Below are 25,937 nucleotides of genomic sequence, written 5' to 3' on the forward strand. Positions count from 1 at the left end.
ACATGATACTCTTCCTCTATTCTCATCAATCTTTGAGTTCTTAAAGAATCGTAGCTATATATACTTGTTGCCACATCTGAGTCTTCTTTCCAAATACTTTTCAAAATTTCATTTTCTCGATCCACACTCTCTTTAAACCAAGCCAAATTTTCATAATAAGCCCCTAAATACTCATCAGGGCCGCCAGGAATTTCTAAAGCTTCAAAATAAGCTCGATGGGCTGGGACGGATCTTTGGTAGGAATGAAATAATTCATGGATTACCATAATGGACCAATCTTGAATATCTACCAGATCAGGGATGAATTTTCTAATGAGTTCAAAACTATCAAAGTAAAGCACATTCTCATGATAGTATATATCGTTTTTGTTTGTGCTGTAATTGTTCGAAAATTGAAAGTTTATGGTATCCAGGTATTTCTCTTCCAACTTAATAACAGGAAGTTTAGAAGTCTCAATCGATACTGTCTCATGCTTTATATTGGTCACTATATGTTCGTTTGGATTGATCACATATGTTCCTTCTTTGGTAAAATACAGCAATGGTGAATACAATTCCTGAGATGCGAAATCAGGCCAATAGTTGCCTGCAACATCCTGCTTTAAATCAAGTAAGTAACTTAAATGTAAAAAATCTCTATTCTGATTGAAGGATTCTTCTTGTGGTCCATAATATTGAACAAAGCTGATTAATAAACATGTTGAACAGATTATAAAAATGAGGGACGTTTTATACATATATTTTCGCTCTAAGGGACTTTTTTATCATAAGAGATCAGTCAAACGGGGCAAGATCTGGCACTAAGTATCGTTGTCTTGCCAATTCAGAACTGAAAATATCCATACGGTAGTGGCGATCCATTAAACCCTTAAAATCATCCATTAATAAAGGAGAATTATGTATAAAATCTTTGAAATCAATTCCTTGATAACGAAGATAAAAATGATACACTGCTTTTACGGCTGCTATGGTTAAAGTCAGATTAAACTTGTCAGCAGCTCCCACATGTTTTGTATAGGCCCGTAATTGATCGGATACATTCTTTTCAGCAATGGCAGGTCCATACCTCCTGATATGAATCCAGGCAAGCCTCAAGTGCGCCTCATGACTAAACATCGAGACTTCAAAACCACAATTCTCAAAACTGGTTTCAAATTCTATGTCTGATAATTGGTAATGATTTTCCATATCAATCCTTTTACATACAACAATAAAAATCTTTAAGTAAGAAATTTTTATTGTACATAGTGAACTACTCTTTCTTTTTCGGTCCTTCCAACATATCCTTGGCATCCTCTTCAGTTCCCAAAAATACGGCAATCCATCGGGTGCTTTCTTTCTGTTCCAACATGATTTTAATCGACATGGTTAATGGTACTGATAAAAACATTCCTACTGTTCCTAAAACAAATCCCCAAAAAATAAGGGCAACAAAAACAACAAGAGTTGACAACCCAAGGCCCTGCCCCATCATCTTTGGTTCTACTAAATTACCTACGATCATATTAACACTTACAAAAATCACAATGGTCCAGAAGGCACCACCTGCACCCAATTGAATCAATGCAAATAAAACCGCGGGAAATGCCGCTATAATTGAGCCAATATTGGGAATATAATTCAATAAAAAGGCGATTAAGGCCCAGATAATGGCATAATCGATACCAACGATCAGCAAGCCAATCCAAATGACAAAGCCCGTCAATAAACTCATAACAGTTTTAATAGAAAGATAATGACGGATGCTTTTACCAATGGTATTCAAATAGGAAACGGACACATTGGTTTTCGCCGCCACCGCTCTTGTTTTAATAGAAAAACCATCTAACTCCATCAACATAAAAAGCAATAGAAAAAAAATCGTCAAGGTATTACTCATAACACCGCCAAGTTGTCCTAATGCTCCGGCAGTATAACCCATTACTTTTCCCGGTGCAATTATTTCAGTTAATTTCTCTCCGGTGACTTCAATGCCTCTATCATTAAAGAATTTGATCACTGTCATCCAAATCTCCTCAAGTCTTTGCTCATAAAAGGGAGCCACACTGGAAAAAGACGAAACCGAGGTACCAATAATATCAGCAAAACCCATAAAGATGGCTACAATACCTAATAAGACGATCAGGATAGCAACCATAGAGGGTACTTTTCGCTTTTTCATCCAAATAATCGGCTGGGCACAAACAATGCTTAGAAAGATAGCCAACAGCATAGGGTTTATAAAGGATTGTGCATATAAAATTCCAGCAATGATAATTACTAAAAAAGCTAATAAGGAAAATATGGGGTAAGAGGTTGGGGCTGATTTGTTGCTTGTCATAAAACTAAGATAAGAAATGATTTCATTTACGTACGAAAGCTAGTGAAAATAATAATTAGTTTCCAGCCAGTTAAGATGCATCGAAACTATTTAATAGATCAAAGTATGCTCTAGTTTTGGTATAAAACCAACATTGAAATTGCCGGTATATCTATTGAACCGTTCACCTTGGATTTTTCCTTTATTTCAAAGTTATCTCCCACAAGGGCAGTATTCCAGTCCCCTTTCAGTTTGTATGATACTGACTCATTTCTTGCATTGTAGACCACTAAGATATTTTTCCAGCGATCTCCGTTCGCGTGACCCTTCAGCACATAACTGATCAAACCATCTTCTACCAATTCAAAATTTAAATGTTTCCTGACCTGGTCACCGGAAGTCATTCTAAATGCCGGATGTTCCTTCCTTAACTGAATCAGGTTCTTATAATAATTGGTCACATCGAGATGTTGCAATTTCCAATTCCAATCAATTTGGTTGATAGAGTCAGGTAAGTTATAAGAATTGTGCTCTTCATTTTTTGTCCTCAACATTTCAGAACCGGCATGTAAAAAGGAAACACCCTGAGAGGTTAAAACTACGGCATTGGCCAGTTTATCCATAGCCACCAAAGTGTTATAATCAGCATCAGGCACCGACACTTGAAGTTTATCAAATAGTGTATGATTATCATGACAGGAAACATAAGAAATCGCCTGCCAGGGATCATTGGCCCATGACGCTTTAGAATAATTAACCATTGAATAATCAATTTCTGAGTGCTCAATAGAACCTACAATTCCAAACTTTACAGATTCCTCTGTATTATCTGCCCCACTTACAAACCCCCTGCTTTCATCTTCAAAAACAGATCCTTTCAACCCATCGCGAATATCATCACTAAAAGCCGTTATTTCCGGCATTTGTTGTACATGCTTTTTTAAGGCCCTGTCTTTTTCTGCCAATGGTGAATCACCAGCTGTCCACCCTTCCCCATATACAAAAATATGTGGATTGATCTTTTTCAGAGTGCGCGCCACTTCATTCATTGTGGTGATGTCATGAATCCCCATTAAATCAAATCGAAATCCATCCAAATGATATTCACTTGCCCAATAACTGACTGATGCTAAAATAAATTCTCGCATCATTTCTTTTTCAGAAGCTGTCTCATTACCACAAGCCGCAGCATCTGAATAAGAGCCGTCTTCTCTAAATCGGTAATAGTATCCCGGGTTTTCCAAATTAAAATTAGAATTCTCGGTTCGGCCCGTATGGTTATATACCACATCAAGAATTACCCCGATACCATTAGCGTGAAAGGCTTGCACCATTTTTTTAAATTCTTTGATCCTGACGGCCGCATTAAAGGGGTCTGATGAAAATGAACCCTCAGGCACATTGTAATTTTGAGGATCATAACCCCAATTAAACTGAGCGCTGTCCAAGCGACTTTCATTAATGGCGTAATGATCAAATGTCGGAAGCAAATGCACATAGTTAATTCCTAAGTCTTTTAAATGATCCATCCCAGTTGCAACACCCTCTGGCCCCCTGGTACCTTCTTCTACCAATCCTAAATAAGTGCCAGGCATACTGGATCCGGATTGAGGATGAATGGTCATATCCCGAATGTGTAATTCATAAATAATGGCCTCGTTGGGATAATTCAGTCCAGGTCCTTTATCATCTTCCCAACCCACAGGATTGGTTGAAGCAAAATCAAGAACCATGGCCCTTTTACCATTTACACCTACTGCCTTGGCATATATTCCAGGTGTTTCATCAAGCCATCGACCATCCATCATCACCTGATAGGTATAATACACTCCATTCAGGTCTTTCTCAATTTTCTTTTCCCAATAACCGACTTCTGAGGCAATTTCTAAATCGCATACTTCCATAGCTTCACCCCCAATTCCTTTTTCATACATATTCAATCGTACCTTGTCTGCTTTAGGTGACCAGAGTTTAAAGACGGTGGCTTCTTTCGTATATGACAACCACAATCCTTTTGCTTTATCTGATTTGGTACTTGATGGATCTGATTTAGGAACATTTTCGTTACAGGATTGCATCATAAGAAATAAAAAACTGAAAATTGTAATTTTTATTAGATCTTTCATAGAACTGCTATTAAATTTTAAAATCAAAGATCATCTTCATAAAGCCGCAACCTGCTTTGAATGACCTGAACTTCATTTTGCAATTTATCTACTTTGTCCAGCAAGTTCAGAACTACATCTATTCCTTCCATATTCACATTTAATTCCTGATGAATCCGAATGATTCGTTCTACCTTATATAATTTATCTTCATGTAAAAACATGTCATTATCCTTTGAAATCAGCTCTACCAGACCCAAGTCATTCAATTCATGAAAAAAAGTGATCTCAATCTGATATAAATTGCAAAGATGTATTACCGGTATATATTTTTCAGTAGCCATACCTATCTCATTTTAGATAATTCATTGAACAATTCTTTTTCTTTCTCTGTCAAATTAGTTGGTGTTTTTACATTAAATGTAACTATAAGATCCCCAAATTCACCCTCTTTTTTATACTTAGGGAAGCCTTTCTTTTTTAATTTAACCTGGTCACCATTCTGGGTCTCAGGTTTAATGGTCAGTTTGACCTTCCCATCGAAACTATCAACCACCAACTTACCGCCTAAAATCGCTTTATACATATCCAAGTCCACTGTAGCATAGAGATTATCCCCGTCTCTCTTGAATTGAGTATCATTATCAATTTCAAAAGTGATGAGTAAATCTCCTTTAGGACCATCATTAACACCTTCCCCACCATGACCTTTTATGCGTATGGTTTGACCATTTTTAACTCCAGCGGGTATCGTTAACCTGATATTCTTTCCATTCACTGTTAGGGTCCGCTTATGGGTATGATAAACATCCTTCAGGTTCAAATGCAACGATGCCTGATAATCTTGTCCTCTGAATTGAACATTACCCCTCCTTCCTCCAGCCCCACCGAACATGGAACCAAAGAAATCTGAAAAATCATCCTCTGAAAATTGTTGTGAACCTGAACGCTGATAGCCTCCCTGAGATTTCTGTTGCTGCTTGGCTTTCTCGAATTCTTCAGCATGTTTCCAATCTTTCCCATAGGAATCGTACTTCTTTCTATTTTCGGCATTACTGAGCACTTCATTCGCCTCATTGATCTCTTTAAATCTCTTCTCTGCTTCGGTATCGTTTGGATTTAAATCAGGATGGTACTTACGTGCCAGTTTTCGATAGGCTTTTTTTATGTCAGCTTCACTGGCCTTTTTGTCAATTCCCAAGGTTTTGTAATAATCAACAAAATCCATAAAAAACGGTTTTTAATTTTTAAATAAGTTGAACTAATTCTTCTAATTCAATAGCTCTTTTAAAGATACTGATTATATAAAAACAATTCAAACATACTGCTTTTAATCGCTTAAGGGTTCAATAATGAATTTCACTCAACAACACTATTTACAAACAAATTAAAACTTCACCGAACCTATTCAGCAGGATTTACCGGAGTATGCTCAAGAATATAGCTTGTAATCAACGAAAACAAATGCTTCGTTGTATTTTCTCCTTCCCTGATACTATGAGAACGGTTTGGATAAGACATCATTTGAAACGGCTTGTTTTGTTTAATCAATTCATTGATCAAAATCTCGGCACTTTGGTAATGAACATTATCATCTGCAGTTCCATGAATCAAAAGTAAATTCCCCTTCAGGTTTTTCGCATAGGTAACAGGTGAACCATCTATAAAATCCTGCATATTTTCCTGAGGTAGCCCCATATAGCGTTCCTGATATATATTGTCATAAACCAATTGATTTGAAACAGATGCCACAGCTACGCCTGTTTTATAAATTTCCGGATACTTAAAAAGTAAATTCAAGGTCATCGTACCTCCTCCACTCCAGCCCCAAACTGCCGTCCTGTCTTCATCCAGATAATCCAACTTTAGAATTTCTTTGGCAGCCAGGGCCTGATCACTGGCATTGATCCGACCAATTTGTCTATAAATACTTTTTCTCCATTGACTACCTTTTAAACAAGGTGTTCCTCGATTGTCCATGGCAATCACAACATACCCCTTTTGAGCCATCATTATGGTCCATAGGCTATTATATGTATCAGTCGCTACTTGCCCCCAAGGCTCTCCATAGACATAAAACAGCACAGGATATTTTTTACTTTTGTCAAAATTCAAGGGCAACACTATTTTTGCATCCATCACGATGCCCTCTTCAGTTGTCACCTCTTTAAAGATCACCTCCGGCAATGAAAGTTTTGACAGCTGTTCTTGGTAATTCTTATTGTCTACCAAGGTTTTTATCAATGTATGATCCGGCAGGCTTATAAAGCGAACAGTTCTGAGCTCGGCAGCGCTCTGATGCGTATGTATGGCAAAGGCTCCGTTTGGTGAAACATTGTAATTATTTACCCCGGAATACTGAACCGGTGTTACTCTTTTCTCCTTCCCTTTACCCCTTAAATCTGTCTGATAGAGATAGCGTTGCATACTGTTATCAGGCGAGGCCATATAGTAAACATTCTTTTCAGTTGGCACCTTCATGGAAGCGATATCATAGTCAAAAGGAGTAACCAGCGTTTGAATACCTGTGCTGATATCTACTTTGTAAATATGCCTCCAGGCATCGTTTTCAGTCATACGGATAAATGCAGTTCCATCATCTACAATGGGAAGATCATTGCTCCCCCAGCTATCTGATGATATATCCGGATAATTCAATTCTATATATGTTTTTTCTTTCTCGGTATACACCTTTTTCAATGCAGCAGTTGAGGGCCTGTAGGTCCAGACCATCAAGGTATTCTGATGTCTGTTCATTTGTTGAATAAGCAACAGGTCATCGTTCACCCATTGCATGCCTGGAATATAATTATCCCGCTCTCCCCCTTCCAATGGAATCCAGGTTGTCTTTTTAGATACAAGATCAATCACGCCTATTTTAGCCGCAGAAGGTTGTTCTCCAACTTTCGGGTATTGAACAGGAATTGGTTTCGAATAAATAGAATCTGTGTTATTAATCATGTAAAAAACGCCTGTATCAGATGCATCTAAATGCCAGAACGCCAAATTAGTATTCGCAGGACTTACAGAAAACCCATCTCTTTTTCCAAACTCTTCTTCATAGACCCAATCAAAGGTACCATTAATGATATCGCCATTACCATCAAAAGTAAGTTGTTCCACCTCATGAGTTTCAGCGTTTTCCCTATAGACATTAAATTCATGTACGTAAAACAGGAACTTATTATCTGATGAAAATTTGGCAAATAGCAAGGAAGATGCTTTAAAACTGGCACCAACTTGTGTTAATTTCCTGGTAGGCAAATCATATACCCAATAATCTCCTTTCGTATTGCTGCGCCAAACCCTGCTTGAATTGGTAAAGATCAGGACTTTGGTACCATCAGGACTTAAGGTAAAGCTTTCAATGTCTAAGGAGCCTTTATCCGAAACTAAATTATCCGCTGCCACATAGACACTTTTCTCCTGATTTTTACTTTCATAACGCACCAATTCATCCGCTCCGTCAATCGCCGCAGATTTTTCTATAATTACATAAGCATCTCCATCATCTATCCATTGTATTTTACGTTCAAATTCAGGTGTAAATTCCCCAGCATAAATTCGATTGATGTCCAGAATCTGAGAAGTATCTGTATTTTGCGCAGTAATAAAGGTGAATTGCAAAAATAAAAGAAGACTGAGTCTAAAATAGGTTGATGATGCCATATGAAAATGCATTTGATTGATTTATTTTGATAATTTTATGTTGATTTGAGTGTTGAGATCTTTCAAAGATAACCAGCCAGACCTTACGCAGTTAACTCTATCCAGTTTCCTTCCGGATCTTCTATGACACTTTCAAAGTATCCATCACCGGTGGTTCTCGGTTCACCAATAATCCGAAAGTTCATTGCCCGCAACCTCTCTGTCAAGTCCGTTACTTTAGATTCAGACCCCAAAGAAATAGCCAGATGCGCTATACCTAATTGTTGAACTCCTCCTCCGTTTGAAACAATATCTGCCCGATGCATTAACTCTATTCTGGCTCCAGATTCAAAAGAAAGAAAGTAGGAAGAAAATCCTTTTTTGCTATTTACGTACTTTTCATTGCTTTGCATCCCAAAGTAGGTTGTGTAAAATTGTTTCATGACCTCAAGATCCTTTGTCCAAATACCAATATGTTCTAATTTCATCATGAATGATTCTTCACATTATACCTTTACTTCCATTCCTGTATTAAAAATCTATCAATAGCTTGTATTTGCGAAGCAGACCTGCCAGATTCGTATTAGAGAATCTACTTTTATCCAATTTGTTGGACTCAGGGTCAATACGAAAGTTTTTGGCCGCTCTTAAATCAGCTCCTTCTAAATTCACTCTATGAAACACCGCTCCCTGCAAATCACTTTTATCAAAAACAGCTTCACTCATATCTGCTTCTGTAAAATCTACCGACTTTAAATGACAAGCTAAAAACTTCGTTCTTTTCAATTTTGTGCCATAAAAAGAACTCTGGTTTAAAAAGCAGGATTCAAAATGAACTGAGAGACCAAATTCATTACAGTTTTCAAATTTCAGGCCAAGCATTTTACATTGATAAAACCGGCAATCCTGAAAAAGTGTTCCATTCAATACAGCCATACTTAGGTTACATTCATGAAATTCACAATCGACAAAATCAATCTGAGAGAAATCAGCCTGCGAAAAATCACAGGACCTAAACACACAGCTTTCATAATCCGCCGACTCAAAAGAGCCCTTTAAAAAATGTAAATTTTTAAATTCTTTTTCTTTGAAGTACTTCTCTTTCATTTGATAAAATAAGCTCCCTTATTGATTGATAAGATCAAAAGAGTTCATAAATCTGGCAATTGATTCATTCGAATCATTTTCCGTTTTTGTAACCACCTGGAGCATATATACTTGATTCTTTACCAAATACACACGAATTCGAATGATGGCCATTCCATCCTGAAAATTAATCTTTACTTCTTTCCCCTTAAATCCATCAATGGTAATTTCTCTTTCATTGAGCATTTTTCCATCAATGGAACCGACCAAACCTTCAATCGTTTCTCTGAAAAATCCTTTCAATTGTTCTCTTTGATCCGAATGAATAATGCTGTCAGGGTACTGAGCATAGCTGCTTAAATAAATCAGATTACTGTCATTTTCTTTGGCAGACAGATCCAGCATATTGATATGCATATCAATGGGACCTGCTTCCGTATTGACAGTTTGAACCCGTTTTTTTGGTTCTTTTGGAAATTCAATCTGGTAGCCCTGAGCTTCATTCTTCACGAGCACCCATTCTGAGGTGGCTATAAATCCAGTAGAAAATAAAAGGGCTATTAAAATCAAGGTTAGGCTTGGGTAGTTTTTAGTATTCATCGTATTAATTTTCTATAAAGATAATCAAGATGGATAAAAATTCATACATCTTACCGAATTTTATACATACCAGGCATTTCAAAACAATAGCAGAATATACCCCAGTAAACCACCTCCAAGGATGATCCATATAGGACTGAGTCGTGGAAATTTCAATACGATAAAAACACTTACTGCCATCAATAAAAGGCTTTGCCATTGCCCACCTATGTCATAGCCCAATTGGATTGTAACCGCGATCATAATACCCACAGCACAGGCATTTACAGCATCTAAAAAACTAGACAGTAGTTTAGATTTACGCAGTAGTGGAATCAACTTTACCAATAAACCAACCAGAAAAAAAGAAGGAAGAAACATTCCTAATGATGCCCATAAAGCACCGCTAATACCCTTTAACTGATAACCAATAAAAGTGGCCGTTGTTAATACGGGACCTGGTGTAAACTGCCCCATCGCAATGGCATCCAATAATTCCTGCTTACTGAGCCAGCCTAGTTTTGTTACCAATTCAGCATCCACATAAGCAATTAATACATAGCCGCTTCCAAATAAAACAAGGGCTATTTTAAGGAATGAAAAAAAAATAGAGGTGTTTGTGATGCCCACACTTACTGATTTCAAGAGAAGCATCATCGGAGCAATACCAATTATTTTCACATTCTTTTTATCCAATCCCAACCAGATCATACCAACAAGCCCTCCTCCAATAATCAGCAAAAACTCATTCCAGCCAACAAAAGACATAATCGCTACAGTCAAGCCTAAAACCCAAAGTTGCCAGCCTTTAAAGGCTTTCTTTCCCAACTTAAAAGTGGCGTTTAAAATGATTCCAATAACCGCCGGTTTAATACCATAGAAAAAGGGTGCAATTGAAGGAACTTCTCCGTATTCAACATATAAAATTGCAAGAAGCAATGTAAAGAATACCGCGGGAAGAATAAATGACAGACCTGCAACGATTAGGCCAGGTACACCAGCCCTCACATGCCCGCAATGCATGGTCATTTGCGTTGAATTAGGTCCGGGAACCAGGTTCGTTGCTCCCACCATATCAAGAAAATTCTCTTCACTCATCCATTTTCTTTTCTCAACAAGTTCCTCCTGCATCATGGCAATATGAGCCGCTGGACCTCCAAAAGCGATACATCCAAGCCTCAAGAATACCAAACAAACCTCTTTAAGCCTTATTAAATTCATTGCAGTTCAATTTTTCCCTTGACCCAAGGGCTCCCAAATAAATATAAATCCATACCCGTTTTTTCCTCAATATCAACAAGTTTGTTTCTGAGCAAAACAGATCTTATTCCAATTGCCTTTCTTAATGAATCTGACCTTCGTAATTGATTTTTTTTCGGAGCTTTTAAAAAACCATAACTCACTTCTGTTGGATTCGTTAGGGTTGCCAAACGCCACTCATCAATCATAGCAAATTCAAATGGGGACAATTCTCCTTGATCAATCGCCAATAGAAGCCTTGGTCTTACATTAGGATACAAACTATCTTTCTCAGCATAGGCCTGAGAAATCGAATTGTGATGACTTAAAATTGTCGACATCCAAATGTCATTACCGATAATTTTTTGACCAGGATAGCCAGTTTCTCTAAGCATCAAATCTAACTTCTGCATTTGATTTTCACTGTTAGGGGCAAATTTTCTCTCTGCATATTTGTCCTGTGATGTTGAACTCAACTTAAAAAGTGCTTTAATGGCTAGTTTTTGATCCCTTTTGAACATATCGTGAACTTGATTTCTAAGCGAGTCATTCAATCGGCTCTTAAAAGTGAGATTCAATTTTTCATAGCTTGACATAATATCTTTCGACTTTTCTTCTTTTAAAAATTCTGATAAAAACTGATTCTTATTTATAGATTTCTTGCTCCATCCCCCCAGAATGCCTTTTTCCAGTATGTCAAATGCCACCGCCTGATGATTTAAAAGAACCGCCAACTGACTAGCGACTTTATACTCCCTGAGAAAAACAAAACTGTAAGTAGCAAACAAATTGTGATAAATATCTAAAGCGCTTTGATATTTTTCATTTGCAATCAAGGTCTCAGCCTCAAGCACCTTTAGATGATAGTTCTTATAATTTAGCGTATCATTGGTTGTAGTTACTCCCAATTGACTAAAGCCCAACGAGATCAGTAAAATAAATAATATAAAAAATCTAATCACTTGATTCATAAATTTTTAATAACCTTTAATTTATAATTTACTTTACAACTTATAACTATGAATTACATGCCTTTTACTCCCTCTAATTCCAAACTGGTTGATTTCAATCCCTTGCCGCTGACTTCTACTGAAATTTTACCAACCTCTGTTTTTGACTGAACAATTAGCACTAATTTACCACTGAATAATTTCATTTCAGGAATGTGAAATAATTCCAAAGAAGTTGGATCTCCGTTGCAAACCGCTTTAAAATCACCTTGTCCTTTTACTTTAAATTTTAATTCATTGCTAGCAGTCGGACAACTATTACCAGCTTTGTCTTTCACAGATACTGTTATAAATGCCAAATCCTTACCATCTGAATTCAACTCAATTCTATCTGAATCCAAATGTATTTGATAAGGATCTCCAGCGGTCTGCATTTTTCTTGAAGCCTTCTCAACCCCATTTTGATCATAAGCTACGACCTTGACTGTTCCCGGTTCATATACAACATCCATCCACATCAATCTATACCTTGTTTGATTGCTGCCCTTATGTTTTTTCTGAACGCCCATGCTTTTCCCATTGATAAAGAGCTCAGCACTCGGATAATTGGTATAGACAAAAACCGGCGTTACCTGCCCTTCTCTCCCTTTCCAATTCCAATGAGGCAGAATATGCAGTGTTTCATCCTGCGTATTCCACCTGCTTCGATACAAATAATATCTATCCTTAGGTATTCCCGCCAAATCACAAATACCAAAATAAGAGCTTCTGGAGGGCCATTTCTCATCATATGGTGTTGGTTCACCTAAATAGTCAAAACCAGTCCATACAAACTCTCCTATAACCCATGGCTTATCATCCTGCAGGGCGAAATCATCATCTGGCACATTAGACCAATCACAATATTCCAGATCATAGGATGAAGATTGAAAATCGGCATATTGCTTCATTGCAGCCTTCTCGACCGGAAACTTATATATTCCTCTGGAACTCACCGTGGAAGCTGTTTCAGATCCCAGCAAGAATCCTTGCGGGAATTTTTCATAAGCTTCTTCATATAAATGAAGTCTGTAATTTAAACCAGGAACATCTAATATGGCTCCAAACCCAGATTCCATAGTGCTTTCCACCTGATCCATACCCACCGTTACCGGCCTTGTGGGATCTTCCCGATGAAAGATATCCTGCAGCCATTTTGCTCTTTTAACACCTTCTGACCCCCATTGGTCAGGCACTTCATTTCCAGAACTCCACATCACAATACAAGGATGATTTCTAGTCGCATGAACCAAATTAACCACATCCTTTTCCGCATCTTGCTGAAAATATAAATTATACCCATTTTTAACTTTTGGCTTCGCCCATTCATCAAAACTTTCAGCCAGAAACATAAAACCCATTTCGTCACAAAGCTCTAATTGCTCCATTGAAGGCATATTATGCGAACTCCTTATGGCATCCACCCCCATATCCTTTAAAATAGTTAATTGCCTTCTCAGTGCCGCCTTATTCAAAGCTGCACCTAATGGCCCTAAATCATGATGCAAACAAACTCCTTTAAATTTCCTGCGCTTCCCGTTTAAACTAAAGCCAGTTTCTGAACTATAATTAATACTTCGGATGCCAAATCGTTGTGAAATCTCATCCTTTACAATACCGTCGATGCTGTAAGCAATTTCAGCCGTGTATAAATCAGGTGATTCCGGGCTCCATAAACGCGGCTTATCCACAGCCATATTCAGATCAAATTCATTTTTAAACATAAGATCGGTGCTCCCGGCAGCTATGAGATTTCCATTTTTGTCTTTTAACTTAACTTCTATCCTTCCTTCATTTTGAGACACCTTCAATTTAAGATTTACTTTTGCCTTCTCATGAGAAACAACAGGAGTTGTTATAAATGCGCCCCAATGCGCTATACTTTCCTTTTCTTTAATGATCAGTTGAACCTTCCTGTACAAACCTGCACCCGGATACCATCGGGAAGACAAAGGCTTATTATTTAGATGAACTGCCAAGCTATTACTGCCTTGTCGTATAAACTCACTGATATCAAAATAAAAGTAACCGTAACCGTAATTATTCTCACCTACTTTAATTCCGTTAATATAAACAGTTGCATTGCTCATAGCACCGTCAAAAGCGATGATGATTTTTTTAGCAGACTCCAATTCCGTAAGCTCGAACTGATTTCGATACCATGCCTCTCCAATATGCGGCAAAGAGCCTGTTCTACCGGTTTTTTCCGTAGCTTCCTCTTCCCCGTTTTGCACTATTTTTACAAGCTGCTTATCAATTTCCTTATCAAAGGGACCTTTAATGGCCCAGTCATGCGGCACAACTACATCTTCCCAATGCTTATCGACAAAGTTTTCCTGAAAGGCATTATCATTTTTTCCTTGAAAAAATTTCCACCCATTTTCAAAAGACCTGATCTCCCGCATTTGCGAAGTCAGCATCGCTGGAGCTAAAAAAATTGAAAATAATACCACAATTTGAATGAATTGCTTTTGCATAAAATATGTTTTTAATATTCAATCCTCTGTGAAAGGACTGTCGATTTTTTTACCGAACTATAAAAGTAATTGAATCTTTACTCGGAAAGAAAAAATAAGTAAAATTATTCCAAACGCTCCTTTTTCATTAGTGGTAAAAACCGCCCTTTTGGAAAACTCTCTTTTTTACCATAGGTCCTAAATCCCTGTTTTTTATAAAACGCTTCTGCATGCGGATCTGCCTCAACTAAAATTGGCAAATCAGCATCAAAAACCCTGTCCAAGGCATTTTCCAATAAATCTTTACCCAAACCCTTACCTATGAAGGCCGGCAACAACCAAAGATGCAACACTTCATAAGAATCTTCATGCGTTTTAATGGAGCAAAAACCTTTTACATGTCCTTCAACTTCCAACACAAGGACAGATGCTTCCGTAAGATCTTGTTCGGTAAGTGTTAAATCATCCTTCCACATAGAAATCCATTCTTCCGGATAATTCCAATACCTCTTGGATGCCAAACAAACTAAATTGAGTGCTTCGATATCAGCAGCAACTGCCTTTCTGAATCGTACCAAATGACCATTTTCTTTATTCATTCTTAATGAGTGATTGCCAACTTCTTACTTCAAACATCCTATTGCTCTATATTAATGTATCACATTAATATGTAAATATTAATTCATTTAATATCAACACTTTAAATATATTTATTGTTATATTTCTTAATAATATTATTTTTGTAACATTTGCTTTAGATAAAATTCTAAGCTAACAAAACTACTGTCCTCGAGGCTTCTAATTTTAAGATGCCTTCTAAATTTCCCCTTGCCTTCCAGAAGGTGATCTGGATCATTAAATAAAAAACCCTGACCAAACTCAAAAGAAACATGATGGCTATAAACAAAAATGCCTCCCAGGTCTTCCTGAACAGAAAGCATAATCCCTCCATACATCATCCGTTCATTTATTTCATCGTTTTGCTTCTTAACTTTTTCTCTGATAGCCAGAACTAAGGCATATTTATCCGCAGCTGACAAAGCCAGTGCATCCAGAAATTCTTTAACTGTCTGTTTCATATATTCTCATTCAATTTTTCACTTGATTATAGACCATAATAAAGTACATCTAACAATTCACCATCCGAGGCACTACTTGAATCAGGAGCCCCTTTTGGCAATCACAACAAAATGATCTTCACTAGAACCATCTTTTCGCCGGAAGGGTATTGACAACTCATAAAGCAACTCAAATGAATTCGATCTTAGCTCTTCAGTCACCTTGAGATGATTATGGCCATAAAATCGCATACAATTCCCTTTTTGATCTTTTAGAAGCTGTGATTCTTCCATTTCAGTATGGACAAAACTAAGGTAAAGAATTCCGTGCTTGACCAAAAGTCTGGAACAGTCCGCTATTAATTTTTTTCTTTCTGTTTTCGATAAGTAAGGAATGATAAATCCACAAACAATGCCGGCAAATTGACTTTTAAGAGATAAAACAGTACGACAGTCCAGTTCCTCAAAACTTGCTTCAGGCACATTTAACCGGGCCCTTTCAAGCATCTTAACAGACGAATCAATTCCCAGCAAGCCCAAGCCCGGTCTTTTTTCTATCAAATATTTTGAAATATTCCCCGGACCGCATCCAATTTCCAACACCTCAGCACTCACTCCCCTTAAAACATGCAAGAATAAATCATAAGTCTCATCGTACAGCTTAAGATTCATAAATTGAGATTCATAAACTGCTGCAACATTATTCCAGGCATCAAATGTCATTTGGTTTTCATCCATAGCATGAACCTATTAATTTTGGAAAGACCTCTTTGAGTTAAAGCTCAAACACATCATTCTTTCGGGCAATGTTAAACCCCTTTTTCAAGACAGTTTGAGTTGCTTCACTATTTTCATCTAATACAGGGTTGGTATGGTTAAAATGAATAAACAAAATCTTAGACTTTTCTTCTGATGGAAGCCATCGGAATTTCTCCATACTCTCAATGATAAACGGGTGAGGAATTTCGGATATATCTCTGTTATTAATCTCTTTTCCATCGTAAAAAGTCGCATCAATAAAGGCATAATCCACTTCTTTAATTAATTCATTAATATCAACTTCCCATTTCTCCCACTTATCAATATCAGGTAAAAAAAGCGCTGTTTTATTGGGGCCTTTTATAATAAACCCTACCGTTTCTGAATACTCATCCCGATGCGGAACCAGTAAAGGTCTTACATTAAGGTCTGGTGTAAGCTGAAACTCCACATCATGAGCAAGGCTGCTAAGGTTGATGTTTCGATTTCTCACCAATTGATCCCATGGTCCGTTAGATTGGAGAAAATCGATCATTTTTGGCATGGCAAAAACGGACAATTCATCAGCATTCATAGCTTCTTTTCCAAGATACATCAATCCTGAATAATGACCAATATGCGCATGAGTCAGAAAAAAACCATCTGGAGTTTCGTTATTATCTACAAGTCCTATTTCCTTCAAGGCTTTCATTTGAGTTGGCAGGTCAGGTGTTGCTTCAAATATATACTTTGAAAAATTAATCTGATCCACCAAACCAAGAGAGACAACCTTTCTGTTGTAATTCCTTTCTTCGAATAATTTCAAACAACATTCCTTTTTACATGCAATATGTGGGGATCCTGCATCCTGAACGGTCCCAAGAACCACCAGGAAAACCTTTTGATCGATCAGCTCATTGAAACCCCTGCGAAGTTCCTGACCATAAATGTTCAGATAAAATAAAGTGCAGATTAGAAGTATGGCAGTCGTTCGCAAGCTCATCTTCGTAAAGGTATACAAAAATTAGCTCACCTGCTTTTCCAATGCTAAATAATGAGTAGTTTCAGAACCGTACAGCGGAAAAATCTTTAACTCACATTCATAGGGTGTATTGTCTTTTTTATAATTGGTGATGACCTTCGTAAAGGGTTCATCCAAGACAAGTTGCTGTCTTATTTCATTTTTTTGCTTCACTGTCGTGGCCTCACCTTGCAAAAACTTTGGAGTTTGATGCAACGCAAATCTTTTACTGTAGCCTGTCATATCCGCAAAGCCATCATTCACCCATATGATTTTTCTCGTCATATCAGTTACCACCAGGGCTTCAAAAGATTCATTTTCGAAAATTTCATCAAGATTGTTCTTCCAATGTAATTTTAAAGCCAATTTTCTTAGTTCTTTTATATCAGCTTCTCGTTTTAACTTATCAGAGGTGTTCTGGTAATAGCTGCCAAAAACATCCCAACTCATCAAAGGTGATTTTTCAGTTACTGATGGTTTAAGTAAGTGTTTTATTTTATCATATTCCTGTTGATTGAGGGATGATAAATAAACATCCAAACACATCATTTTTGTAATATCATGGTTCATTTCCTTATTTGTTTAAGAATTGACTGTTAATTTCCGCAAAAAAGTTAAACAACAGTAAATTAGGTGATTAAATATAATAATATTCACCAAAACTCCAAGTAAACAATAAACAAACCTTCAAAAATTCTTCTTATTATTCTTCGAGTCGATTATAATCCTTTAAAGTTTCTTTCAATAAATCATGAGGTAAGGCATAGGCTTTATTACCGTGAATTCCTTCCATAGTTTCAGCAGCGATCATCGCATTGATAATTGCTTCTTCAACAACCTGAACGGTGGCTTCAAAAAATGGCATTAATCGATCATTTGAAAATACTTCAACGGTCACAGTTTCGTCTCTGTTAAACGCATTTTCATTCGCAGTTGAAAAGGCTAAAAAAATGTCTCCCGAACCATTGCTTCCACGGCCTCCTACGATTCCAACTCCTAAAGGAATTCTTTGGGCAATTCTTTTTAACTGATGAGGTAATAAGGGCGCATCCGTTGCAACAATTACGATAATAGATCCATCCCCTTCTTGCCGCCGTGATTGCGGTGGTGCATTGTACTCATAGCTCAAAGTATCTTTTAAAGCTATCCCCACAGGAACACCGGCAATATTTAAATTTCTTTTCGCGCCAAAATTAGATTGTACGATAGCACCTACGGTATATATTTTCTTATCAACTGTCATCACTCTTGATGCTGTTCCGGTACCTCCCTTAAAACCGAGACACATCATCCCTGTTCCCCCACCAACATTTCCTTCTTCAATGGGACCGGATGACGCATTTTCAATAGCCTCTAAAACATGCTCTTCCTTCACATGAAAACCATAAATATCATTTAAAAATCCATCATACGTCTCACCAACAACAGGGTAGGTATACCACCAGTCCTCTCCTTTATACCAATCTGTGTCAACATACCACTTCAGTACAGCATCTCTCACAACCCCAACACTATTGGTATTTGTGATCATTATAGGAGTTTCCAAAAACCCTGATTCGGTGACCCAGGTAGTTCCTGTCATTTCACCATTCCCGTTCAGACTGTACCAATTCGCATACACCGGACTAAACTTCTTTGCTTTTCCTCTTGGAAATATTGCCGTGACTCCAGTTCTCACTGGTCCTTCACCGATAACATGTTCTCCATTTCCAGAAATTATTGTACTGTATCCAACTTCAACTCCTGGAACATCTGTAATCGCATTATATGTGCCCGTTGTTCCCGTAAATGGCACTCCCAAATCTCTTGCACGTTGCTTCTGTGCAGCGAGCATCAGACTACTTAAAAAAAGTGTTATCAATACTACCTGCTTCATAAACTATTTTATTGTTTTCTAATTTGATTCAAATTAATTATCGACTAAATTTAAAAACATCAGGCCTGCTGTAATGCCCAACCACATCAAACATTCTTTTGGCAGCAATAATATCTTTAAGATCGATCTCAGCATATAAAATTCCTTCCTCAGCTTCCATAGGGCCAGCAAGTATTTTGCCGTTGGGCGCTACAATACAGCTATTTCCTGTATTGATCCACTCCCTCCCTTCAGGATATAATTTTTTGAAATCAAAATGATCCGGGATATCCGTCATTTTGAGTGCCATACAAGCCGATAAAACGAACACACCACCTTCTCTTGCAATATGTTGCATACTGATCTGCCAATTCGGGCTTTTATCCCAGGTAGGCGCTGCTAAAATCTGTGCACCACTTTCATAGACTGCATTCCGGGCCAAAGGCATATAATTCTCCCAGCAGATAAGTCCCGCAATTTTTCCTATAGACGTATGGTAAGATTGTAAAGTTGTACCATCACCCTGTGCCCATATCAATCGTTCACCTCCTGTGGGAATCAATTTTCTATGCTTTCCAAGTACCTTACCGGTATGATCAATGAATAACAAACTATTAAAGAGACTTGCATTACTGGTCTCAATATTTCGCTCATGCATCCCCATTACAACATTAATTCCCGCTGCTTTGGCCGCCTTACATAATTTCTCTGTACTCATGTCCGGGACTGAAACTGCATTTTCGACTAACTTTATAAAAAGCTCATTAAGTTCCGCACCTTTACTGTTCGGAATAAGCCATACCCAATCGGGATACCCGGAAATAAAAGCTTCAGGAAACACAATTAGTTCTGCCCCTTCTTTTCCTGCCTCGGTGATTATTTCACAGGCTTTATCTATCGTTTTATTCTTATCTAAAAAAACAGGTGAAACCTGTGCCACTGCAACCTTTTTCATCATTATACTTATTATTACTACTCCATTTTTGTTAAATATACCCCACCAACTCTCATCCCGAAATCAAATACAAAATTACTTTTCAAATGAAAATTAGCGTCGATTGTCTCCGTAAATCTGTCTTGTTCTTTAGGCAAAACCAATAATATAATGAGGTGGTCCTTTTCAAAATCAACTCCCTCTTTGACCTTAGCATCTAAAACTCCTCTGATCTCATAGCCATAATTTGCTTCAGTCAATTTCATCCCATTGATCTTTGCATCCCCAATGCTTCCGGTAATTTGATTATTCTCGTCAATGTGAATCTTTAGCGAGATATCACCCATCTGTTTAGCCGTTTTGATATCTAAAAAACCACCAACACCTTCCCAATCACCTAACAATTCAGGGTTGTTTGTAATTATTTCCTTCTGACCTGCTCCACCAACCACACAGGACGCCAAGACAAAAAAAATCAACATAGAAAGTAATTTCTTCATGACAGAATCAATACAATTCATCTAAAGTTACTGAAGAAAAATTAAAAAAAAGGTAAACTCAGGATCTAACTTGATTCAGTTGATCTATTAATTCCAGTCTTTGAACAACCGTATCCCTTTTAAGCAAGGTACCCGGAGATAAAACCGCGTTCGCACCAATTTTTGATCCATCGCCTACCAAGGCTCCAAATTTATGGACCCCCGTATTGATCACATTCCCTTGATAAACAACATACACATCTTTATCTCTTCTTTCATTAAAGTGATTTGCAGTAATCGAACCTGCCTCAAAATTCACCGAGCTACCAATAATACTATCTCCAATAAAATTAAAATGAGCAATACTACTTTTATCAAATACGACAGAAGATTTGATTTCACATCCAGTTCCTATCTTCACTCCATTCCCTAAAAAAACCCCGTTTCTCAAATAGGCATTGGCCCCGATAAAACAATTTGCACCAATAATTACAGGTGCTTTCAGCGTGACGTTCGCTTCGATTACAGCCGTTTTATGAATAGCGATCTGATTTTCTATTAAAAAATCATCGCCTAAATTTTGCATCATTTCCGTCAAAAGGTCGTTTAAGCCTTGCATTAACTCCCAGGGTTCGCCATGGGCTTGACCAATTCTACCGGAAAATCCCTTAACAAAAGTATCAATTTGTATCATTTTTCGTACAATTCTATAGGCAACCCATCAGGGTCAGAAAAAAATATAAACTTCTTATTTGTAATTTCATCCACCCGAATGTTTTCTGTTGCTATTCCTGCCTTGGCCAAAATTGCTGCACTTTCCTCCACATCGTCCACTTCAAAAGCCACATGTCTCAAGCCGGTGCCCTCGGGCCTTGTTAATCTTTTTGGAGGATTTGGAAAAGAGAACAACTCAATGGTATATGCTCCATGAAGGGATAGATCACATTTATAAGATGCCCGTTCTTCCCGAAAGGTTTCCTGTACCATATCAAACCCCAGTACCTGCGTATAAAACATCTTTGATCTGTTATAATCACTACAAATAATGGCCATATGGTGTACTTTATTAATTTTGATCATTGGCTAATGGTTTAGAAATTCTGAATACACGTAAACTCTCTATGATCACAGTTAGTATAATGATAGCTCCACCAATAATGGTACTCACTTCAGGATATTCATTTAAAAAAATCATGCCTATAATAATTCCGTAAACGGGTTGACTACAACTAACAATACTGGCTGTAACAGTAGAAAAATGTCTTAAACTTCGAAGAAATAAACTATGTCCAATAGCCGTTGTCAATATGGCCAACAAGAGGGTAGCCGGCAAATAGGCCACGACCTGCGAAGTATCTAAATAAAATGCAAAGGGACTTAAAACCAGTGTGATGACCAATAATTGATATGCCATCAGTAAGGTACCGTCGTATTGATTGATCTTGGTTTTTAAAATAATATTTCTTGTCGCATAACAAAAGGCCGATAACACTCCAAAGCCTACTGCCTTAAAGTCATCATTTTGAAGATCAAAATCAGGTACTAAAAAATAGATACCGACCAAAACCAACAAACTCAACAACAAATGTATTTTTAAAATTTTAGTTTTAAGAAAAATCGGTTCCAAAATCGCCGTGATAGCAGGATATGTAAATAAAGACAGCATGCCAATAGCGACGTTGGACAATCGAAGCGAATAAAAGTAGGTAATCCAATGCAGGCCGAGCAAAATACCTCCAATAACAACTGTTTTTCGGTCCTTACCTTCAATACGAAAACTGATTTTTTTCCATCTGCAAAAAAGGTATAGTGCAATCCCCCCCAATAACGACCTCAGACCAATGGTAATTGGGATAGGTAAATCTATAAAACGACCTAAAGCCCCGGAAGTACTGATGAAAAGAATCGCAAGATTCAATTCGATAAAATTTACTGTTTGGACTCTCTTATCCATCAATGTCAATAGTTGATATTATGAAAAATCAAATTTTAAAATTTAATCCGGACGATCATGTTATTGCTCAATGATTAGGGCATCTTCTAATTCCGATTCCCTTGGAGTCTCAAACCAACCTTCCATAAACTCAAAATTCTCATCGCTTACCTCAAATTCAAAAGTATCACCTTTTTGAAGATTCCGTTGCCGAACCCGCTCATATCTTGTTTTTTTAGCGATGTCAAGATAATGCAATCTTATCTGGAAATGATGTTCAGCCGCAAATCTTCTAAATTTTTCTCGATGTTCAAACTTCGAAAGACCCAAATCAAGGATAGAGTCAATTCCAGACGATTCCAATTGTTTTACCAATTCCATCATTAGGCTTTCTACTCTTTCAATTCTTTCTAAAAACCATTCTAAACCATCCGTTGCTTCCTTATCAGGAATGAACAAGGTATTGTTCCATTGATCAATACTAAAAATCAGCCCGCCACTTTCTTTCTTTAAAGAATTTGAATAGGTTGTTTTTCCAGAACCAGTATTACCGACTATAAGATGAATCATTTGTTATATAAATTAAAATTATCACTCCATTGTATTTTAAAGACTATTGAGTAGCATCTAATTTCAAAAATTCGAAAGCATTATTGTATAAAATATCCTGCTTATCATTTTCCGTTAGGAACTCCATACTATTCAAATAATCAATTGATCTGTCAATCGCATCAGGCCAATACATTTGATCTGAACCAAATAAGACACGATCCAGATAGCCAGCTTGTTTTACATCTTGAAGAAACTGTTTTATATAGCGCTTGGTATTTTCATTTACCCAGAGCATCACCGCAATATCAGTATATAAATTAGGATAATAGTCCATTAATCGGATGGCTCTTTCAGGCCAGTCTTCGCCTCCTGCATGCATCATGTAAACCCTTAACTTTGGATATTCTACTAAAATATCTTCAATCAAATAAGGGTCACCATACCTCAGCCTTGATTTTGGTGCCCAGGACGAATTACCGCCAGGATCTCCCCCACCGGTGTGAATACCTACTGGAATATCATATTCCTCACAAATTTTCAAATAAGGAGCCCATTCCTTGTCGCTTATGGTACCTCCACCATAATAAGGGGCGATCTCGCCAAAAACCTGAATGGTCCCATCCTTTACGAGGGCTTCAAATCGTTCGGAAGTCAAGTCTTCGTCGGTAGATTCTTTCATAAAAACACCCCGAATGATGCGATTATCTATATCGTTATCCTTCCAATAAGAAACACTTTCAAGCGATCCGCTGACAACAGCTTTTGTAATATTAAACTTCTTAAAACGTTCATACGTTTGCTTAAAATGTTCTTCTTTAGAAAAAGAACCTTCTATCCCGTAAAAATCTTTGTTACCACTTGCTCTCAACTTCTCAATCGTTTCCGGCTCAAATAGATAAGAATGTACATGCATATCAATGACAGCTTGTTTTTCCTGTCCCAGGAACACCTGAACAAATAGAGCAAATACTACAGTTATTACAATTCTATTTTTAATCTTCATCTCTTTTAAAATAATAGCCTTTAAATACCGTTTGCAAGAGTTGCCCTTTTGAATCAAAAATTTCCCATAGCTGAAGTACGGTACCATCCGATTCAGGAATCCAACTGATCTGGTTATAAAACAAATCTCCTTTTCCCCCTTTAATTACATCACCTTTCATAACCATACTGTCTCCTTGCAAGCCTCCTTTTAATTTTAAGACCTTTCCACTATTATCAATCCACAACTGATTCCAGGTCTGGTCTGAGCTGTCATAATAATTATGACTTGTTCCAGTAGTTCCTTTTGCACCCTTCCATTTCTCCAGCATGATACAATTATCTTCAATTTTCGAAATTGAATTCTCACCAACCCGTTGCCCCTGATCGTTTTTAACGACCCATTCCCCTAACCAGAAATCAAATTGAGCGTGATGCTCCGTGCAACAGGTGCAATCATCCTGTGCCAAGGCAATCATCGGAAGGCACAACATAAGGGCTAATAAAAATCTGATTTTAAAATATTGCATTTAGTACATGGTATTATTATGAGCTGACTTATCAGGAATTTGCTGCATGGAATCCCAATGTTCAACAATCTTTCCGTTCGAATCAAATCTGAAAAAATCCATAGTAACATACTGATCGTTACCGGGCCAGATCTGATGAGTATGCAAAGCGACTAAATCACCTTCAGCAACTGATCGTACAAATTCTATAGATTTCTCAGGGTATTCATTGAACATTCTATTGAAGTAATCGATAAAGGGCTGTTTTCCATTCCCCACCAATGGATTGTGTTGTATATATTCATCTCCCACATAGATAGCTACGGCTTCTGTCGGTCTCCCTTCATAAGCCATTTTATAAAAAGCGATGGCATTTTCCTTATTGCGTTTCAATTCATTTTCCATGTCTCATTTATCTTGCTTCAAGATAGGGTTTTTTCGAGAAAATCAATTTTACACACCTTTTTGGCATTTCCGTCTTTACAAGCTAAGAATGGATTGAATATCAGCATCGGATAGACTAAGTAAATCCGAAGCCGGAAGTCTTCTGGTCAATTCACGCCAATTCTCATCCTTGGCAAAAACAGCCTTAAATATGGGTAAGGCTTCCTCTAAACGACCGTTGTTTGAAAGTGTAACAGCCTTCCAGTATTTCATTTCCAGATTATCAGGAAACATCTGTTCGGCGGCACTGTATTCATCCAATGCCAGTTTCATATCCCCTTCTTCCATGGCAAGATCTCCGCGATTTAAATGGGCATATGCTTTTTGTACTTTCAGCAAGCGCTCTATTTCTTGCAAAGGAGCCTTATGGTCATCAACCCGTAAATCAATTTTTTTATCCAACCATGGCTCAGCAACTTTTTCTGCGTTTACAACTAGCAAAGCGGCAGATTGCTGTCCTCGAATATCCCCTCCGGCCTCCTGAGCTGCCATCAACACTTTCAACACCCGATCACCAAGCGGAAGATCATGATGCTTTTCAAATGCCTTGACCATCGCTGGAACCACCTTATCATTGAGCATCATATTTGCCTGAACCGAAAAGTTTTCTCCCACGTAATGATCAGCAGACACGATACATTTTTTTCCTGTGTAAGCTTTCACTTTCCCAGCAGCGTCAAGCATAGCTACCTGCCTCACATCTCTCCCATTATCCTCTGAGATCAGCCGATCCAATACCAGCGGTGCGGAAATTCCTTGCTCCATCAAAGCCAATCCTTCAGGTCCTAAAGCGGGATTTACAAAGGATTGGGTCGCTACAACGCCAACTCCTGATTGACCCCATGAAACAATGGTCCCTACCGAAAACCAATGACTTTGGACACCCACAGCCATTTCTCCTGTTTTCTCGTCTCTGGCTACGATAGAAAATGTATGGGCAAATTTATCTTTGTATACTTGCTGGGCCTCCAGATCTGAAGCCAGTAAAACAACAAAACCACATAGTAAGGTCTTTAAAATCGATTTTTTCAT

General features: G+C 37.6%; 29 protein-coding genes. All 29 read right to left on the minus strand.

All coding sequences use genetic code 11. The features are described 5' to 3' along the window. Positions 1-737 (minus strand): hypothetical protein (locus ACR2MV_RS02240; protein ID WP_434020264.1); only part of this gene is annotated, 737 nt, incomplete at its 3' end. Between the two features lie 37 nt (positions 738-774). Further along, positions 775-1,188, minus strand: a complete 414-nt coding sequence (locus ACR2MV_RS02245; RefSeq protein WP_434020265.1) for a hypothetical protein — start codon at positions 1,186-1,188, stop codon at positions 775-777. Positions 1,189-1,252: 64 nt separating this feature from the next. Then, the gene (locus ACR2MV_RS02250; RefSeq protein ID WP_434020266.1) at positions 1,253-2,320 is read right to left on the minus strand and encodes an AI-2E family transporter; all 1,068 of its coding nucleotides are present in this window, start codon (positions 2,318-2,320) and stop codon (positions 1,253-1,255) included. Between the two features lie 110 nt (positions 2,321-2,430). Then, complete coding sequence (gene pulA, locus ACR2MV_RS02255; protein ID WP_434020267.1) at positions 2,431-4,425, minus strand: type I pullulanase; 1,995 nt, start codon at positions 4,423-4,425, stop codon at positions 2,431-2,433. Between the two features lie 23 nt (positions 4,426-4,448). Further along, entirely contained in the window at positions 4,449-4,748 is a 300-nt protein-coding gene (locus ACR2MV_RS02260) for a chaperone modulator CbpM (protein ID WP_434020268.1), read from the minus strand. Between the two features lie 2 nt (positions 4,749-4,750). After that, positions 4,751-5,632: a DnaJ C-terminal domain-containing protein gene (locus ACR2MV_RS02265; protein WP_434020269.1), complete on the minus strand. Its 882-nt coding sequence runs from the start codon at positions 5,630-5,632 to the stop codon at positions 4,751-4,753. 176 nt (positions 5,633-5,808) lie between these two features. Then, entirely contained in the window at positions 5,809-8,073 is a 2,265-nt protein-coding gene (locus ACR2MV_RS02270) for a DPP IV N-terminal domain-containing protein (RefSeq protein ID WP_434020270.1), read from the minus strand. A gap of 83 nt (positions 8,074-8,156) precedes the next feature. Beyond that, on the minus strand, positions 8,157-8,543 hold the full coding sequence (locus tag ACR2MV_RS02275; RefSeq protein WP_434020271.1) for a VOC family protein: 387 nt from the start codon (positions 8,541-8,543) through the stop codon (positions 8,157-8,159). A gap of 40 nt (positions 8,544-8,583) precedes the next feature. Next, a complete protein-coding gene (locus ACR2MV_RS02280) occupies positions 8,584-9,159 on the minus strand; it encodes a pentapeptide repeat-containing protein (RefSeq protein WP_434020272.1) in 576 nt (191 codons plus the stop codon). Positions 9,160-9,177: 18 nt separating this feature from the next. Beyond that, entirely contained in the window at positions 9,178-9,738 is a 561-nt protein-coding gene (locus ACR2MV_RS02285) for a hypothetical protein (RefSeq protein WP_434020273.1), read from the minus strand. A gap of 78 nt (positions 9,739-9,816) precedes the next feature. Then, positions 9,817-10,938, minus strand: coding sequence for a chromate efflux transporter (gene chrA / locus ACR2MV_RS02290; RefSeq protein WP_434020274.1), 1,122 nt, complete (start codon positions 10,936-10,938; stop codon positions 9,817-9,819). After that, complete coding sequence (locus tag ACR2MV_RS02295; protein WP_434020275.1) at positions 10,935-11,927, minus strand: hypothetical protein; 993 nt, start codon at positions 11,925-11,927, stop codon at positions 10,935-10,937. The genes chrA and ACR2MV_RS02295 overlap by 4 nt, the downstream gene beginning before the upstream one ends. Before the next feature lie 53 nt (positions 11,928-11,980). Then, positions 11,981-14,422: a DUF4982 domain-containing protein gene (locus ACR2MV_RS02300; protein ID WP_434020276.1), complete on the minus strand. Its 2,442-nt coding sequence runs from the start codon at positions 14,420-14,422 to the stop codon at positions 11,981-11,983. Positions 14,423-14,526: 104 nt separating this feature from the next. After that, the gene (locus ACR2MV_RS02305; RefSeq protein ID WP_434020277.1) at positions 14,527-15,000 is read right to left on the minus strand and encodes a GNAT family N-acetyltransferase; all 474 of its coding nucleotides are present in this window, start codon (positions 14,998-15,000) and stop codon (positions 14,527-14,529) included. Between the two features lie 135 nt (positions 15,001-15,135). Further along, positions 15,136-15,480, minus strand: a complete 345-nt coding sequence (locus ACR2MV_RS02310; RefSeq protein WP_434020278.1) for a DUF1801 domain-containing protein — start codon at positions 15,478-15,480, stop codon at positions 15,136-15,138. Positions 15,481-15,561: 81 nt separating this feature from the next. Continuing rightward, entirely contained in the window at positions 15,562-16,197 is a 636-nt protein-coding gene (locus ACR2MV_RS02315) for a class I SAM-dependent methyltransferase (RefSeq protein WP_434020279.1), read from the minus strand. A 37-nt stretch (positions 16,198-16,234) separates the two neighbouring features. Then, positions 16,235-17,200 (minus strand): MBL fold metallo-hydrolase, encoded by a 966-nt coding sequence (locus tag ACR2MV_RS02320; protein ID WP_434020280.1) that lies wholly within the window; start codon positions 17,198-17,200, stop codon positions 16,235-16,237. Positions 17,201-17,221: 21 nt separating this feature from the next. Continuing rightward, complete coding sequence (locus ACR2MV_RS02325; protein WP_434020281.1) at positions 17,222-17,788, minus strand: PAS domain-containing protein; 567 nt, start codon at positions 17,786-17,788, stop codon at positions 17,222-17,224. A gap of 133 nt (positions 17,789-17,921) precedes the next feature. Next, on the minus strand, positions 17,922-19,094 hold the full coding sequence (locus tag ACR2MV_RS02330; protein WP_434020282.1) for a P1 family peptidase: 1,173 nt from the start codon (positions 19,092-19,094) through the stop codon (positions 17,922-17,924). A 37-nt stretch (positions 19,095-19,131) separates the two neighbouring features. Then, positions 19,132-20,028 carry a carbon-nitrogen hydrolase family protein gene (locus ACR2MV_RS02335; RefSeq protein ID WP_434020283.1) on the minus strand — a complete coding sequence of 299 codons (897 nt, stop codon included), beginning with the start codon at positions 20,026-20,028 and terminating at the stop codon, positions 19,132-19,134. A gap of 17 nt (positions 20,029-20,045) precedes the next feature. Next, entirely contained in the window at positions 20,046-20,507 is a 462-nt protein-coding gene (locus ACR2MV_RS02340; protein WP_434020284.1) for a hypothetical protein, read from the minus strand. Between the two features lie 58 nt (positions 20,508-20,565). After that, positions 20,566-21,180, minus strand: coding sequence for a DapH/DapD/GlmU-related protein (locus ACR2MV_RS02345; RefSeq protein ID WP_434020285.1), 615 nt, complete (start codon positions 21,178-21,180; stop codon positions 20,566-20,568). Beyond that, complete coding sequence (gene gloA2, locus ACR2MV_RS02350) at positions 21,177-21,566, minus strand: SMU1112c/YaeR family gloxylase I-like metalloprotein (RefSeq protein ID WP_434020286.1); 390 nt, start codon at positions 21,564-21,566, stop codon at positions 21,177-21,179. Before gloA2 ends, ACR2MV_RS02345 begins: the two co-directional genes overlap by 4 nt. Continuing rightward, a complete protein-coding gene (locus tag ACR2MV_RS02355) occupies positions 21,553-22,440 on the minus strand; it encodes a DMT family transporter (RefSeq protein WP_434020287.1) in 888 nt (295 codons plus the stop codon). Before ACR2MV_RS02355 ends, gloA2 begins: the two co-directional genes overlap by 14 nt. 60 nt (positions 22,441-22,500) lie before the next feature. After that, on the minus strand, positions 22,501-22,989 hold the full coding sequence (locus ACR2MV_RS02360) for an AAA family ATPase (RefSeq protein ID WP_434020288.1): 489 nt from the start codon (positions 22,987-22,989) through the stop codon (positions 22,501-22,503). 43 nt (positions 22,990-23,032) lie between these two features. Further along, complete coding sequence (locus ACR2MV_RS02365; RefSeq protein ID WP_434020289.1) at positions 23,033-23,974, minus strand: amidohydrolase family protein; 942 nt, start codon at positions 23,972-23,974, stop codon at positions 23,033-23,035. Next, the gene (locus tag ACR2MV_RS02370) at positions 23,964-24,482 is read right to left on the minus strand and encodes a hypothetical protein (protein WP_434020290.1); all 519 of its coding nucleotides are present in this window, start codon (positions 24,480-24,482) and stop codon (positions 23,964-23,966) included. The genes ACR2MV_RS02365 and ACR2MV_RS02370 overlap by 11 nt, the downstream gene beginning before the upstream one ends. After that, positions 24,483-24,866, minus strand: coding sequence for a nuclear transport factor 2 family protein (locus ACR2MV_RS02375; protein ID WP_434020291.1), 384 nt, complete (start codon positions 24,864-24,866; stop codon positions 24,483-24,485). A 75-nt stretch (positions 24,867-24,941) separates the two neighbouring features. Next, positions 24,942-25,937, minus strand: coding sequence for a DUF1028 domain-containing protein (locus tag ACR2MV_RS02380; protein ID WP_434020292.1), 996 nt, complete (start codon positions 25,935-25,937; stop codon positions 24,942-24,944).

It is taken from the genome of Lutimonas sp. (assembly GCF_051011215.1).
GTDB lineage: Bacteria > Bacteroidota > Bacteroidia > Flavobacteriales > Flavobacteriaceae > Lutimonas.

Bases quoted from the DNA above. Each gene is read 5' to 3' on its own strand.
- ACR2MV_RS02365 (WP_434020289.1), bottom strand. From the start codon at position 23,974: ATGAAGATTAAAAATAGAATTGTAATAACTGTAGTATTTGCTCTATTT.
- ACR2MV_RS02315 (WP_434020279.1), bottom strand. From the start codon at position 16,197: ATGGATGAAAACCAAATGACATTTGATGCCTGGAATAATGTTGCAGCA.
- ACR2MV_RS02345 (WP_434020285.1), bottom strand. From the start codon at position 21,180: ATGATACAAATTGATACTTTTGTTAAGGGATTTTCCGGTAGAATTGGT.
- ACR2MV_RS02330 (WP_434020282.1), bottom strand. From the start codon at position 19,094: ATGAAGCAGGTAGTATTGATAACACTTTTTTTAAGTAGTCTGATGCTC.
- pulA (WP_434020267.1), bottom strand. From the start codon at position 4,425: ATGAAAGATCTAATAAAAATTACAATTTTCAGTTTTTTATTTCTTATG.
- ACR2MV_RS02310 (WP_434020278.1), bottom strand. From the start codon at position 15,480: ATGAAACAGACAGTTAAAGAATTTCTGGATGCACTGGCTTTGTCAGCT.
- gloA2 (WP_434020286.1), bottom strand. From the start codon at position 21,566: ATGATCAAAATTAATAAAGTACACCATATGGCCATTATTTGTAGTGAT.
- ACR2MV_RS02320 (WP_434020280.1), bottom strand. From the start codon at position 17,200: ATGAGCTTGCGAACGACTGCCATACTTCTAATCTGCACTTTATTTTAT.
- ACR2MV_RS02265 (WP_434020269.1), bottom strand. From the start codon at position 5,632: ATGGATTTTGTTGATTATTACAAAACCTTGGGAATTGACAAAAAGGCC.
- ACR2MV_RS02270 (WP_434020270.1), bottom strand. From the start codon at position 8,073: ATGGCATCATCAACCTATTTTAGACTCAGTCTTCTTTTATTTTTGCAA.
- ACR2MV_RS02280 (WP_434020272.1), bottom strand. From the start codon at position 9,159: ATGAAAGAGAAGTACTTCAAAGAAAAAGAATTTAAAAATTTACATTTT.
- ACR2MV_RS02360 (WP_434020288.1), bottom strand. From the start codon at position 22,989: ATGATTCATCTTATAGTCGGTAATACTGGTTCTGGAAAAACAACCTAT.
- ACR2MV_RS02325 (WP_434020281.1), bottom strand. From the start codon at position 17,788: ATGAACCATGATATTACAAAAATGATGTGTTTGGATGTTTATTTATCA.
- ACR2MV_RS02370 (WP_434020290.1), bottom strand. From the start codon at position 24,482: ATGCAATATTTTAAAATCAGATTTTTATTAGCCCTTATGTTGTGCCTT.
- ACR2MV_RS02355 (WP_434020287.1), bottom strand. From the start codon at position 22,440: ATGGATAAGAGAGTCCAAACAGTAAATTTTATCGAATTGAATCTTGCG.
- chrA (WP_434020274.1), bottom strand. From the start codon at position 10,938: ATGAATTTAATAAGGCTTAAAGAGGTTTGTTTGGTATTCTTGAGGCTT.
- ACR2MV_RS02245 (WP_434020265.1), bottom strand. From the start codon at position 1,188: ATGGAAAATCATTACCAATTATCAGACATAGAATTTGAAACCAGTTTT.
- ACR2MV_RS02285 (WP_434020273.1), bottom strand. From the start codon at position 9,738: ATGAATACTAAAAACTACCCAAGCCTAACCTTGATTTTAATAGCCCTT.
- ACR2MV_RS02295 (WP_434020275.1), bottom strand. From the start codon at position 11,927: ATGAATCAAGTGATTAGATTTTTTATATTATTTATTTTACTGATCTCG.
- ACR2MV_RS02380 (WP_434020292.1), bottom strand. From the start codon at position 25,937: ATGAAAAAATCGATTTTAAAGACCTTACTATGTGGTTTTGTTGTTTTA.
- ACR2MV_RS02375 (WP_434020291.1), bottom strand. From the start codon at position 24,866: ATGGAAAATGAATTGAAACGCAATAAGGAAAATGCCATCGCTTTTTAT.
- ACR2MV_RS02305 (WP_434020277.1), bottom strand. From the start codon at position 15,000: ATGAATAAAGAAAATGGTCATTTGGTACGATTCAGAAAGGCAGTTGCT.
- ACR2MV_RS02340 (WP_434020284.1), bottom strand. From the start codon at position 20,507: ATGAAGAAATTACTTTCTATGTTGATTTTTTTTGTCTTGGCGTCCTGT.
- ACR2MV_RS02250 (WP_434020266.1), bottom strand. From the start codon at position 2,320: ATGACAAGCAACAAATCAGCCCCAACCTCTTACCCCATATTTTCCTTA.
- ACR2MV_RS02300 (WP_434020276.1), bottom strand. From the start codon at position 14,422: ATGCAAAAGCAATTCATTCAAATTGTGGTATTATTTTCAATTTTTTTA.
- ACR2MV_RS02335 (WP_434020283.1), bottom strand. From the start codon at position 20,028: ATGAAAAAGGTTGCAGTGGCACAGGTTTCACCTGTTTTTTTAGATAAG.
- ACR2MV_RS02275 (WP_434020271.1), bottom strand. From the start codon at position 8,543: ATGATGAAATTAGAACATATTGGTATTTGGACAAAGGATCTTGAGGTC.
- ACR2MV_RS02260 (WP_434020268.1), bottom strand. From the start codon at position 4,748: ATGGCTACTGAAAAATATATACCGGTAATACATCTTTGCAATTTATAT.